11 protein-coding genes are annotated in these 13,156 nt (G+C 72.1%); 8 read left to right on the top strand and 3 right to left on the bottom strand.

Translation table 11 applies throughout. The features are described 5' to 3' along the window. The 7 genes from ACTT8P_RS24950 to ACTT8P_RS24920 form a co-directional block, all read left to right on the top strand. A partial coding sequence (locus tag ACTT8P_RS24950) for a hypothetical protein (protein ID WP_442833971.1) occupies positions 1-237 on the top strand: 237 nt, incomplete at its 5' end. A gap of 271 nt (positions 238-508) precedes the next feature. Continuing rightward, complete coding sequence (locus ACTT8P_RS24945; protein WP_442833970.1) at positions 509-1,432, top strand: hypothetical protein; 924 nt, start codon at positions 509-511, stop codon at positions 1,430-1,432. 98 nt (positions 1,433-1,530) lie between these two features. Next, entirely contained in the window at positions 1,531-3,210 is a 1,680-nt protein-coding gene (locus tag ACTT8P_RS24940) for an Ig-like domain repeat protein (protein WP_442833969.1), read from the top strand. A gap of 117 nt (positions 3,211-3,327) precedes the next feature. Then, positions 3,328-4,287, top strand: coding sequence for a sortase (locus tag ACTT8P_RS24935; RefSeq protein ID WP_442833968.1), 960 nt, complete (start codon positions 3,328-3,330; stop codon positions 4,285-4,287). A 34-nt stretch (positions 4,288-4,321) separates the two neighbouring features. Beyond that, positions 4,322-5,152 (top strand): phosphate ABC transporter ATP-binding protein, encoded by an 831-nt coding sequence (locus tag ACTT8P_RS24930; RefSeq protein WP_442833967.1) that lies wholly within the window; start codon positions 4,322-4,324, stop codon positions 5,150-5,152. Next, entirely contained in the window at positions 5,149-5,889 is a 741-nt protein-coding gene (locus ACTT8P_RS24925; RefSeq protein ID WP_442833966.1) for a hypothetical protein, read from the top strand. Before ACTT8P_RS24930 ends, ACTT8P_RS24925 begins: the two co-directional genes overlap by 4 nt. Positions 5,890-5,927: 38 nt before the next feature. Further along, a complete protein-coding gene (locus ACTT8P_RS24920; protein WP_442833965.1) occupies positions 5,928-7,154 on the top strand; it encodes a lytic transglycosylase domain-containing protein in 1,227 nt (408 codons plus the stop codon). A gap of 6 nt (positions 7,155-7,160) precedes the next feature. Here the strand turns inward: ACTT8P_RS24920 and ACTT8P_RS24915 are convergent, their stop codons facing one another. From ACTT8P_RS24915 to ACTT8P_RS24905, 3 genes are all read right to left on the bottom strand, one after another. Continuing rightward, positions 7,161-8,795 (bottom strand): phospho-sugar mutase, encoded by a 1,635-nt coding sequence (locus ACTT8P_RS24915; RefSeq protein ID WP_442833964.1) that lies wholly within the window; start codon positions 8,793-8,795, stop codon positions 7,161-7,163. Positions 8,796-8,902: 107 nt separating this feature from the next. Then, positions 8,903-9,745: an aminoglycoside phosphotransferase family protein gene (locus ACTT8P_RS24910; protein WP_442833963.1), complete on the bottom strand. Its 843-nt coding sequence runs from the start codon at positions 9,743-9,745 to the stop codon at positions 8,903-8,905. 7 nt (positions 9,746-9,752) lie between these two features. Then, the gene (locus ACTT8P_RS24905) at positions 9,753-12,014 is read right to left on the bottom strand and encodes a CocE/NonD family hydrolase (RefSeq protein WP_442833962.1); all 2,262 of its coding nucleotides are present in this window, start codon (positions 12,012-12,014) and stop codon (positions 9,753-9,755) included. A 277-nt stretch (positions 12,015-12,291) separates the two neighbouring features. On the opposite strand from ACTT8P_RS24905, the gene ACTT8P_RS24900 reads away from it, so the two are divergent. Then, complete coding sequence (locus ACTT8P_RS24900) at positions 12,292-12,924, top strand: TetR/AcrR family transcriptional regulator (protein WP_442833961.1); 633 nt, start codon at positions 12,292-12,294, stop codon at positions 12,922-12,924. The last annotated feature ends 232 nt before the right edge of the window (positions 12,925-13,156 follow it).

Raw genomic sequence — 13,156 nt, 5'->3', positions numbered from 1 at the left:
GGGACGGACACCGGCGGCGCGGCCGGTGCGGACGCGGCGGCCGCCGCCCCGGTTGCCGCGCCGACCGGGACCGACCCGGCGAAGCAGAACGTGGCGCAGTCCGGCGGGGTGACTCCGGCGGAGGTGCTCGGGCTGATCCGCTGGGTACTGCTCGGCGTGCTGATCGCCGGCGGTGTCGCCGGCCTCGCCGGCCCCGTCATGATGCGGCTCTCCGCCCGCCGGGCGGTGCGCGGCTGACCCACCGGGAATTCCGGATTCCCCGGGGCCGAGCCGCTCCGGGGAATTCGCGCAAGGTCGGGTGAATTTCCTAGGAGGCGTCTAGGAAACGATCCCTTAACCTGATCACCGGTTGGAATTGGTGGCCGGTAATGCACGGCTCTGGAATTGTTTTGCACGGCCGGTCGACGGGTCGGCCGGTACGGAAATCCGGATTCTGCTTGACCGTCCTTGCTCGTAATCCGTTCGCACGATCCGTTTGCCCGATCCGCATGCACGGAGGAGACCAGAAGTGAACGTCAAGTCCCGCGCTTTCGCCGGTGCCGTCGTCGGTGCCGCCGCCCTCGGCCTGACCGTCATGGCCCCGATCGCCTCCGCCGACCCGGCCGACGGCTCCTACCGGGTCCTGGCCGGCGTCGGCTCCGACACCACGCAGGACGTCCTCAACGGCCTCGGCGAGAACATCGACGGGGGCACGCTGATCGCCTCGTACGACGCGATCACGGACCCGGTGGACACCAGCGTCAAGACCCGCCAGACCGGCTGTGACCTGACCCGTCCGAACGGCTCCTCGGCCGGTATCGCCGCGCTCAACAGCGACATCGACTCCGGCGCCGGGTGCCTGGACTTCGCCCGCTCCTCGCGCGGTGTGCAGACCGCCGGCACCGACCTGACCTGGATCCCGTTCGCGTCGGACAAGCTGAGGATGGCGGTCCGCGAGGACAGCGCGCTGAACGGCGTGAACTTCAGCCAGGCCGACCTCAAGGCCATCTACGAGTGCACGCTCACCCAGGTCAACGGCGTCTCCGTGACCCCGCTGCTGCCGCAGAGCGGCTCGGGCACCCGCAGCTTCTTCCTGACCTCCATCGGCAGCCCCACCCTGGGCTCCTGCGTCCAGACCATGCAGGAGCACGACGGTGAGGCCCTGGACAGCGCCGGCGACCTCGCCCCGTACTCGGTGGCGAAGTACGCCTCCCAGACCGGTGGCCTGATCCCGGACGTGCACGGCGACACCGTCCTGAACACCATCAACGGCGGCGAGTACAGCCGCGACGTCTACAACGTCGTCGAGACCGCCCGCCTGGGCGACGCCGACATCGCCGCCACCTTCGTCGGTGCGAACTCCAAGGTCTGCCAGGACGCGGACACGATCGAGCTGTACGGCTTCGGCACCGTCGCCAACTGCGGTGCCACCAGCCTCAAGGGCGAGAACTGACCCACCACCAGCAGTCACGCGCGCCGGCCGGGCACCCCAGTGGGTGCCCGGCCCGGTGGCGTATCCATCCACCATCCACCCCGCGGGGGAATCCCACCATGAATCAACATCCCGCAAGACTCGTCTCACCCGTGGCGCTGCTGACCGGCCTCGCCCTGCTGTGCGCGGCGCTGGCCGGCGCGCTCGCCTTCGCCCCCAAGGCCGAGGCGGCCACCGTGCTGGGCTCGTTCACGCTCAGCCCGGCCTCCGGGAAGCTCACCGACGCCCCGCCGGCCGCGTCCGTGACCACCAGCGCCGGGTGCCCGGACCCCGCGGACCCCGCCAAGCCGTACAACGCCAACCTCTGGGTGTTCCGGGCCAACGGCACCCCGAAGCAGCCCGTGGCCAAGACCGCGGAGACGGTACCGGTCGGCACCGTGCCCTTCACGGCGCAGCTGCTGGCCGGTACGGCGACCCTGGAGAAGGCCCTGGCGGGGATCAACCCCACCCTCGACGGCACCTACACGCTGGGCCTGCTGTGCGGGTCGGGCTCGGCCGTGGACCGCTTCCTCGCCAAGATCACCGTGGTGGGCGACACCTGGACCCTGGTCCAGCAGCAGCCCGTGACCCTCGGCCTGGACGCGCCGCAGGACGTCCCCGTGGGCGGTGACCTGAAGCTGACCGCCACGGTCACGCCCGCCGCGGCGGCCGGCTCGGTCGAGTTCAAGGAGGGCGAGACCTCGCTCGGCACGGCCGAGGTGACGGGCGGTACGGCCGAACGCACGGTCAAGGCGTCCGCGATCGGCGGCCCGCACACCTACACGGCCGTCTTCACCCCTTCCGACGCCGAGGCGTACACCGACGCGACGGCGAGTGCCACCAGAGGGCTGACCTACCTCGTCTCCGCCAAGGGCGCCGACGGCAGCGCCCTGCCGGACAAGCCCACGCTCGCCATCGGGCAGAGCGCGAAGATCACCGTCAAGGGCTTCACGCCGGGCGCCACCGTCGAGGTGTCCCAGAGCAACGCGACCGAGGCGGCCTTCGCCGACGCGACCGCGGACGCCGAGGGCACGGTCACCGACTACCTCTACACCGTCCCCGAGCGCACCATCAGCGGTGACACCACGCTGTACTTCAGCGAGGGCGGGTCCGCCAACCACCGGGCGGCCTTCACCTTCGACGCCACCGACGAGCCCACCGACGAGCCCACCGACCCGGCGGACCTCGAAGTGACCGACGAGGACGGCAACCCGCTCGGCGCCAACCCGGACCTCGAACCCGGCCAGACCGTGCGGATCACCGCCGCCGGCTACTCCGCCGACGCCGCGGTCAAGGTCACCCTCGCCGGCCGCGAGGAGACCTTCCAGGACGCGAAGGCGAACGCCGAGGGCACGGTCGAGGAGTACGCGTTCACCGTCCCGGAGGAGATCGAGGACGGCGACCACACGCTGACGCTCGCCGAGCAGAAGACGGACGGGCACTCGGTCGACTTCGCGTTCACCACCGGCGCGGAGACGGGCGAGAGCGCCGACCCGTCCGGTTCCGCGTCGGCCTCCGGTGACGACTCCGGCACGGCGGGCGACGGCAGTGATGGCGGTGGGTCCGGCTCGGACGGCGACACCGGCGGGTCCGGCGGGTCCGGCTCCGGCACCGGCGGAGTGATGGCCTCCACCGGCGCCCAGGTCGGCGCCGTCGCGCTGACCTCGCTCGCCCTGCTGCTGGCCGGCGCGGCCCTCGTGCTGCACATGCGCCGCAGGGGACTGCTGGCGTTCGGCACCGACACTCCGCAGCACCGCTGACCTGCGGAACAGCTGACCGGCCGGGCGGGTTCGGGGGCGCGCACGCCGACGCGCCCCCGGGTCCCGCCCCGGCCCCACGTATGTCACCGCCCCGTCCCGCCTCCAGGAGCGCACCCCGTGACCACGCTCGCCCCACCCGCGGCCGTCCCGCCCGCCGAGGCCGGTCCGCCCGCCGTCCCGCCGCCGCCCGTGCCCGCGCCGCCGCGCGAGCCGGGCGCGCGGCCCCCCGCCCGCCCCGGGCTGGCACTGGCCGGGGCGGCGCTGTGCGTCCTGGCGGCCGTCCTGTTCGGGTTCGCCGCGAACCTCACCGTCGTCGGCCACCTCCAGCACGCCCGCGACCAGCAGACCGCCTACGACGAACTGCGCCGCCAGCTCGCCCTCGGCACCGCCCCGGTCGGCCAGCGCGACTACGAGGGCAAGCTGCTGGAACCGGGCGCCCCGGTGGCCCTGCTGAAGATCCCCGCGCTCGGCCTCAGCGAGGTGGTCGCCGAGGGCACCACCTCCGAGGTCCTGATGTCCGGCCCCGGGCACCGCCGCGACACCCCGCTGCCCGGCCAGGCCGGCACCTCGGTGCTGATGGGCCGGCAGTGGGCGTACGGCAGCCCCTTCAACGACGTGCACCAGCTGCCCGCCGGCGCCCGGATCGAACTGACCACCGGTCAGGGCAAGGCGGTCTACCGGGTCACCGGCGTCCGCCGGGCCGGCGACGAGCTGCCCGAGCCGCTCGCCCAGGGCCGGGGACGGCTCACCCTCATCACCGCCGACGGCGGCCCGTACACCCCGAAGGGCGTGCTCCGCGTCGACGCCGAGCTGCTCACCGACGTCCAGCCGAACCCGCCCCGCGACCTCGCGGCCGGCTGGATCGCCGACTCCGAGCAGGCGCTCGGCACCGACGGCCGGGCCTGGCTGGCGGTCTTCCTGTGGTCGCAGGCGCTGCTGCTCGGCGCGCTGCTCACGGTCGCCTCGTACCGCTACTGGGGCTACTGGCAGACCTGGATCTGCGCGGCACCAGTGCTCGGCGCGCTCGGCCTCGCGGTCTCCGGCGCGCTGACCGCGCTGCTGCCCAACCTGCTCTGAACAACCGGAATCAGTACGGGAGTTGACGTACACCATGACCACCGACAGCACCGCCACGGTCCTCCTTCCCAAGGTCGTCGCCGGACCCGGCCCCGCCACCCTGCGCGCCGAGGACGTCTCCGCCTGGTTCGGCGACCACAAGGTCCTGGACCGGGTGTCGCTGACCATGCCGGCCCGCCGGGTCACCGCGCTGATCGGCCCGTCCGGCTGCGGCAAGTCGACCTTCCTGCGCATCCTCAACCGGATGCACGAGCTGATCGGCTCCGCGTCGCTGGCCGGCCGGGTGCTCCTCGACGAGCAGGACATCTACGACCGGGGCCGCCGCATCACCCACGCCCGTCGCGAGATCGGCATGGTCTTCCAGAAGCCCAACCCGTTCCCCGCCATGTCCCTCTACGACAACGTGCTGGCCGGCCTGAAACTCAACGCCATCAAGGCCACCCGGGACGGCAGGGACGCCCTGGTCGAGGAGTGCCTGACCAAGGCGGGCCTGTGGAAAGAGGTCAAGGACCGGCTGCGGCAGCCCGGCGGCGCGCTCTCCGGCGGCCAGCAGCAGCGCCTGTGCATCGCCCGCTCGCTGGCGGTACGGCCCCGGGTGCTGCTGATGGACGAGCCCTGCTCGGCACTGGACCCGACCTCCACCCGCCGCATCGAGGAGACCATCGCCGAACTGCGCACCGAGGTCACCATCGTCATCGTCACCCACAACATGCAGCAGGCCGCCCGGGTCTCCGACAGCTGCGCCTTCTTCCTCGCCTCGCACGGCACCCCCGGCGTGATCGTGGAGCACGGCGACACCGACGCGATGTTCAACTCCCCGCAGGACGAGCGGACGTCGGACTACGTGAACGGACGGTTCGGGTGACCAGGTGGCCGACGGCCCTGCTCATCGTCCTCGGGGTTCTGGGGGGTCTCGGGGGCGCCGGGTGCGGCGCGTCACCCGGTGCCGCGGCGGCCCGGGACGCCGGTTCCGCGCCGCAGTCCTCGGGGGCCGTGGCGTACGGCGGTACGAGCGCGATCCCGCCGCCCGCCACCACGCCGGACGCCTCCGCCACCGCCGTACCACCCCTGCCCTCGAACCCCGCCCGCGCCCGGCCCCGCACCCCGGCCGCCACCGCCGCCACGGCGACCCCCGCACGCCGTGGCCCCGACCTCTCCCGCACACCGACGCCGTCGCCGTCGCCCGCGCGTTCGGGGGATCCGACCCCCGCCGCCGGGCCCGCGCCCCGCGCCGGGCGCGCCGTGCTCCGGATCGGCGACTGGACGTCGTACGTCCGGCGCGGCGGGCAGGCCGAGGTGGACGCCTGCCGGGACGCCGTGCGGTGGACCGGCCCGGAGATCGGCCGGGAGGACGGCTACGAGATGCAGACGGTGGTCATCGTCGGCCACGACTACTGCAACGGCTTCGACCGCTTCGCCCGGCTGCCCGTCGGCACCCGCGTCACGCTGACCACCGTGCACGGCCGCTGGACCTACCAGGTGTACGCCAACTACCTCACCCCCGGGCGGGGCGTGCCCGCCGCCGGCCTGTACTGGGGCGACCTCACCCTCCAGTCGTGCGTCGGCCCGGACACCGGGTTCAGCTACCTCGTCCGGCTGTGACCCCGCCTTCCCGATTCCCGACCGCCAGGAGCATCGCCATGCCCGTGCGCGCGTTCCCCGCCGCCGTCGTCACCGTCTTCTCCGTCCTGCTCACCGCCGGCTCCCAGGCCCCGGGGGCCGGTGCGGCCGCTCCGGCCGGGCGGGACGAGGACGTGACGGTCCCCGGCGGATTCGTCCCGCCCGACGCACCACTGCCGGACGTCCCCTCCCAGGGCGACGACTCGTACCACGTCGAACTGCCGCCCCTGAAGGCCGCCGGGAAAGCCTTCGGCGAAGCGGCCGCCGACGAGGCGGTGACCGCGGAACGGGCCGCCGCCGAGGCCGGCCTGCCCGCCACCGTCCTCACCGCCTACCGCCGGGCCGAGACCTCCCTCGCCCGCACCGACCCCGGCTGCGCCCTGCCCTGGCAACTCCTCGCCGGCATCGGCAAGGTCGAGTCCGGCCACGCCCGCGGCGGCGCCGTCGACGCGCACGGCGACACCCTCACCCCGATCACCGGCCCCGCCCTGGACGGCGACGGCTTCGCGCTGATCCGCGACAGCGAGGGCGGCGTCTGGGACGGGGACGCCGTCTACGACCGCGCGGTGGGCCCCATGCAGTTCCTGCCGACCACCTGGAAGACCTGGGGCGCCGACGGCAACGGCGACGGTGCCGCCAACCCCAACAACATCTACGACGCCGCCCTCGCCGCCGGGCACTACCTGTGCGCCGGCGACCGGGACCTGCGCACCGGCGCGGACCTGGACCGCGCGATCCTCAGCTACAACCACTCGCGCGACTACCTCAACACGGTGCTCAGCTGGATGGAGTTCTACCGGCGCGGCGTGCGCACCGTCCCGGACGGCACGGCGGTGGTCCCGAAGAGCCCCGGCGCGGGCGGTGACACGCCCGCCACCCGCCCGGTGACGCGGGGCGGCACGGACCGCCGGGCCACCGGGGACGACGCCGGCGGCACCGGCACCGGGGCCGGTGGTACGCCCGGCAGCGCGAAGCCCACCCCGACCCCGAGCCGGACCACCCCCACCACCGTCGCCCCGAAGCCGACCCCGACCGCATCGGCCGATCCCACACCGACCGCCCCCACCACCCCGGAACCGGAACCGGACCCCGATCCGACGACCGATCCGACCACCGAGCCCTCGGCGAGCCCCGACCCCACCGACGCGCCCTCGCCGGAGCCCACGCCCACGCCTACGCCCACGGTCACGCCCACCGACAGCGGGTCCCCGTCCCCGGCCGCCGAGGCGACGGCCACCACCGGCTGACCGGCCTCAGAGCCCGGCCGCGGCGGCCAGGTCCCGCTTGACGGCGGCCAGCCGGTCCGCCGCCTCGGCCCGCGCCGCGCGCAGCCCGGCACGTCCGGCGACCGGCACGACGACCTCCAGGTAGCACTTCAGCTTGGGCTCGGTACCGCTGGGCCGGACGACGACCCGGGCGCCGTCGAGCGTGTAGCGCAGCCCGTCGGTGGGCGGCAGCCCGTCCGTGCCCTCGGTGAGATCCTCCGCCCTGGTGACCGGCAGCCCGCCCAGCGCGCCCGGCGGCCGCTCCCGCAGCCGGCGCATGGCGTCCGCGATGACGGCGAGGTCGTCGACCCGGACCGAGAGCTGGTCGGTGGCGTGCAGCCCGTGCGCGACGGCGAGGTCGTCGAGGAGATCAAGAAGGGTGCGCCCCTCGGCCTTGAGCACGGAGGCCAGCTCGGTGACGAGGAGGGCGGCGGTGATGCCGTCCTTGTCCCGCACGCCCTCGGGGTCGACGCAGTAGCCGAGCGCCTCCTCGTAGCCGTAGCGCAGGCCCTCGGCGCGGGCGATCCACTTGAAGCCGGTGAGGGTCTCGGTGTGCGGCAGTCCGGCCGCGCCGGCGATCCGGGCGAGCAGCGAGGAGGAGACGATCGACTCCGCGAAGGTGCCGGTCGCACCCCGGTTCACCAGGTGCGCGGCGAGCAGCGCGCCGACCTCGTCGCCGCGCAGCATCCGCCACTCGTCCCCGTCGGGCACGGCCACCGCGCAGCGGTCGGCGTCCGGATCGTTGGCGATCACCAGGTCGGGTTCGCTCCCGCGGGCGGTGGCGAAGGCGAGATCCATCGCGCCGGGCTCCTCCGGGTTGGGGAAGGCGACGGTCGGGAAGTCCGGGTCGGGATCGGCCTGTTCGGCGACGACGACCGGTGCCGGGAACCCGGCCCGCGCGAAGGCGGCCAGCAGCGTCTCCCGCCCGACGCCGTGCATCGGCGTGTAGACGGTCCGGGCGGTACGCGGCGAACCGGGAGCGAGCACGGCGTCGGTACGGGCCAGATAGGCGTCGAGGACGGCGTCGTCGAGGGTGGTCCAGCCGCCGTCCGGACGCGGTACGTCGTGCGGGCTGCCCACGGCGTCGATCTCGGCGGCGATGTCCGCGTCGGCGGGCGGCACGATCTGGGAGCCGTCGCCGAGGTACACCTTGTAGCCGTTGTCGCGGGGCGGGTTGTGGCTGGCGGTGACCTCCACACCGGCGACGGCCCCGAGATGCCGGATGGCGAAGGCGAGGACGGGGGTGGGCAGCGGGCGGGGCAGCACGGCCGCCCGCAGACCGGCTCCGACCAGCACGGCGGCGGTGTCCCGAGCGAAGTCGAACGACTTGTGCCGGGCGTCGTACCCGACGACGACGAGCCCCTCGCTCCCGTGCCCCTGCTTCTTCAGATAGGCGGCGAGCCCGGCGGCGGCCCGGATGACCACCGCCCGGTTCATCCGCATCGGCCCGGCACCGAGTTCGCCCCGCAGACCGGCGGTGCCGAACTGGAGGGTGCCGGAGAACCGGGCGGCGATCTCCGCGACGTCGGAGGCGTCGATGAGCCCGGCCAGCTCGGCCCGGGTCTCCGGGTCGGGATCCTCGGCCAGCCAGGTCTTGGCGGCGGCGATGACATCGGCGTGCACGTGGGGCAACCTCTCGTTCTGCGGCGGTGCCGGCTGAATCGCGGAGAGACGAGGACTCGGCGACCCCCAACCGTAACGCCGCCCCACCCCGTGCCGCCCCGGCGGCGTCAGTCCATCGAATCCAGGATGCGGTCGAGTGTCCGCCGTCCCATCGCGCTCATCGTCGGATTGCTCTCGGCGTAGTACCAGGCAGCACCCATCGCCTGTTCGAACGCCCACGCCTTGCCGCGCTCCCACTCCAGGTCGTCGCAGGCCAGCGCCTGCCGGAGCACGTCCCGTGGGCCCCGCCGCAACAGGTGCCAGGCACTGACCAGATCCAGCGCCGGGTCGGCCGGGCCGAAGCCGCCGGTGTCCAGCACGCCGCTGAGCCGGCCTCCCGTGACCAGGACGTTGCCGGGAATCAGGTCACCATGGCTCATCACGTCGGCACCCGTGCGCGGCAACTCCCGGAAGTGGCGCCACACCTCGCGCAGCCGGGGTACGTCGAGCAGTCCCTCGCTCTCCTCGAAACACGTCGCCATCCAGTCGTCGTGGTGGGCGAGGACGCCGCCACGATTTCCGCCGCTGAAGAGTCGCCCGCGGGTATCGGCGTCCCGCAGGGTGGCGATGAAGGCCGCGAGACCCTCGGCGAAAGCGTCCGACCCGCTCGGGTCGGCATCGGCGGCGACCGTTCCCGGCAGCCAGGTCTGGACCGACCACGGCATGGGGTAGCCCGCCCCGGGTTTACCCAGGGCGACGGGTTCCGGGACGGGGAACCGGGACACCCGGGCCAGCTCCGCGCTCGCCCGGACCTCCTGTTCCAGAACCGCCAGTGCCTCGGAGGCATCGGTCAGACGCAGGGGGAAACGCGCGGCGAGATTTTCGCCGATACGGAAGATGGCGTTGACCGTCCCGGCCGACGACAGGGGCCGGATCGCCTTGCCACTCCACTCGGGGAACTGTTCCTGCACCTGAATGTCAACCTATGATCGGCAGCTGTACATAGCCGAGGCGGGACGGTCCTGTGTGCACTGTGTTGACAGCCCCGTCGTGGTAGGCGGAATCGTAGGCGTGGTGCATGCCGTGCGCGACGCCGTCGTAGGGCTGCACGTCGACGCGGATGCGTTGGCCCTTCTTGAGTAGCCCGGTGCTGGGAATCAACTCGATCTCGACCTTCACCTCCTCGTCCGGGACGAGCGCCGCGTGGTCGCCCTTGCGATGGGTGTGTTTGACGGTGTACTTCGTGCTGCGTTCTTCGTCGATCTTCCGGTGCGAGGCCTTCAGCCAGCCCTTCATGAGCGGAATGGGGCGATCGCCGAAGCCGCTCGTGGCGAACCCGGTGAAGTCGACTTCGTGACCGGCCTCGTCGATGACCCGTACCGACACGTAGATGTCCATGTCGTAACTGGTGGACGAGACCGTCAGACCGACCTTTCCGTATCCGGCGAGAATCGCGTCGGCGGTCAGCGGCGCGCTGAGGAACGAGCTGCCGGTGGCGTGCGGATCGGACTGGGCCGATGCCGCATCGACACGCAGGGCTGCTCCGCGGGCCGGAGGAACCAGCGCGACCTCGGCAGAATACGCCGTCTGCCCCGAGACGGCCGGCTCGGTGGTCTCCAGCCGGAGGAACTGTCGCTCCCCTGCCGGCTGGGCTGTCTGTGCCCGGGAGGCGTCGAGGTACCAGCGGCGGTACTCGGTGCGCGCGACGGGCCACTCGTTCTCCTGGAGGATCTGCGCGGCACCGTTGCCGGACCGGATCTCCAGGCGCACGGGCGGGACATCCATGATCCCGTTGTCGACTCCTTTGAGCCAGTGGTCGAAGAACGCCTTGTGCGCGGCGACGGTCTCCTCGGCGTAGGCCTTCTGGAACCAGTCGTCCCAGAGGTCGAGCTTCTTGTTCTCGGTCGGCGTGGCCAGATAGGCGTTGCTGCCGCCGAGCTGGTGGAAGTGAGAGGAGTGCGTCGTTGCGGCGACCGCCCAAAGGGGCACGGTGACGTCGGTCAGGTCGGGACTCATGAAGATGTCGGCCCGTGGTCCGAAGACGGCCTCCGGGTCGGTGTCGCGGAAGGGACTGTTCTCCAGAGTCCGGACGAAGTCCGCCATATCGGGTGTTCCCACGACCGCGGGGTCGATCCCGTTCGCTTTCCAGACAGGCCAGAACTGCTCATTGAAGATGCCGCCGTTGTAGGCGACCTCCTCGTAGAGGTCCACATCGGTGCCGATGGCGATCATCGCTTTGAGGTGCTTGGGGTGGAGGCTGGCGGCCTGGTGCTGGCTCATCGCGAGGTATGACATGCCCCAGGTGCCGACGTTGCCGTTCGACCATGGCTGGACGCCGGCCCAGTCGATGCAGTCGCGGAGTGCCTCGGCTCCGGCGATCCCCCAGGGGGCGAGCCGTCCGGGGTTGTTGCCGGCGCCGGGCATGTCCGTACGTACGACCGCGTATCCGTCGGGAACCCAGCACGCGGTATTGACCGTTTCATGGTTCTCGAACGGCTGCCCACCGGGGTTGCCGCAGAAGTAGTCGTCCTCCATGAGCTCGTGCTCTTCGAGGTCGGTGGCGGTCGCGATCGAGTGGTGGTTGAACGCCTTGCCGTAGGGTCCCGAGCTGATGACGACCGGGTAGGTGCCTGGCCAGGCGGGCCGGAACACGTCCGCGAGGACGTACTCGCCGTTCCCCAGCGGGATCCTGACGTCGCGGAACCGCAGGATGCCCATGATGTTGCGGCGTACTTCGTTCCGGGCGTTCGCCGGCGTGCACAGAGTGCGCGGGCCGGTGCCCTCGAAAACTCCGGCTTCGTTCAGATCCCGCAGGATCTCGGCGATGACCGGGTCGTCGGTGAAAGCCCGCACCTTGTCCGCGGGCGCGGAGCCCGTGAAGTCGGCGTCGTGCCGGAAATCGATGGGCCGACGGCCGATGATGTCGTGGACCTCCGGGGCGATCTGTGTTCCGTGGTCCCGGATCTCCTTGCGGCCGAGGGTGAACACGAACCGGGCGATGTTCGTCAGTCCGGGGTCGCGCAGCTTGCCGGCATCACCGTCCACACGGGCGACGATTTGGGCAAGGTTCACCCGTGGGCGGGCGGAGACATTGCCGATCGGTGTCGCCCCGACGAGAAACGCGACCCGTTCCCGCTCCTCGTACTGGAATTCCCCCTCTGGTCCCGTAATTCCCTGGTAGGTGGGGGTTTCGTATTTCAGGCCGGTGATCGGGCCGGCCAGGAAACCTGTCTGCGTCATGGGTTTCTCCTCAAGACGTGCTGAACGGGTGGTGGGAGGACGCATGGGCGCCGCCGGTCTCCGGCGAGGCGCACTCGGGCCGACCGGCGGCGAACCGGGCAGGCCGTGGCCGCCGAACCACGAAGCGGCGTTGGGCGAACTCGGCGCCGCGCCCATGGCACCAACGGCTGGGACGGTGTGCGGACCCTTTGGCTGTTTTCCGTGACGTACTCCCTCGACCGCTCACCCAATAATATCAACGACTGTTGACATCACGTGCTCACCGTACACTGCAGGCATGGCTGAGCAACTCGAAACGCGGGAGTCGCCTGCGCGGCGCGGCCGAAGGCCTGGGCGGAACACGACCCGCCAGGCGGTGCTCGACGCCGCGCGTCGGCAATTCGCCGCGGCCGGATTCAAGGGCACGACGATCCGCGCGATCGCCGCGGACGCCGGCGTCGACGCCGCACTCGTCATGCAGTTCTTCCGGACCAAGGACGAGCTCTTCGGAGCGGTGATGTCGATCTCACCCGAGGCGCTCGCCTGCATCGCGGGCGCGTTCAGCGGTCCGCTGGAATCGGTCGGTGAGCGGGCCGTCCGGGCGTACCTCGCCGTCTGGGAGGGCGATCAGCCCGATGCCGACGCGCTGCGGGCGATGCTGCGTGGAGCGGTCTCCAATGAACAGGCGGGCGCACAACTGCGCGAGTTCATCGCAGCGCGGCTGTCCGAGGGCCTTCAGCACTTCGGGTCGGACCGCCACGACGCCGCGCTCCGCGCTGCTCTCGCCTCCTCCATGCTGATCGGCATCACCGTCGGCCGGCAGATCGTGCGAGTCCCCGTGCTCGCCGATGAAGATCGCGAGGAGATCGTCCGACGCGTCGCTCCCGCTCTTCAGGCGGTGCTGGCACCTCCGCAGTCGCCGACGCGCTGAGATCTACGCGTCCACCCGCTGCGGCAGCCGTGGCTACGTCTGCCTCGACACCGTCACCGTCGTAGCCATCGGCGTCCCGCTCCGCACAGGCGACGTTCTGGAATGAGCCGGGCCGGCACACCGCTGGCGTGACGAGCGTCTGCCCGTCCTGGTCGCCCGTCGACGGCTGCACCTGCCGGGGGTCTTCGATGTCTCCGCCAGACCTGGGGTGATTCAGGGGCGGCGCGCAGTT

The sequence above is a fragment of the Streptomyces sp. JW3 genome, from assembly GCF_052216785.1.
In the GTDB taxonomy this organism is placed as follows: domain Bacteria; phylum Actinomycetota; class Actinomycetes; order Streptomycetales; family Streptomycetaceae; genus Streptomyces.
This window is presented reverse-complemented; position numbering and strand designations above follow the sequence as displayed.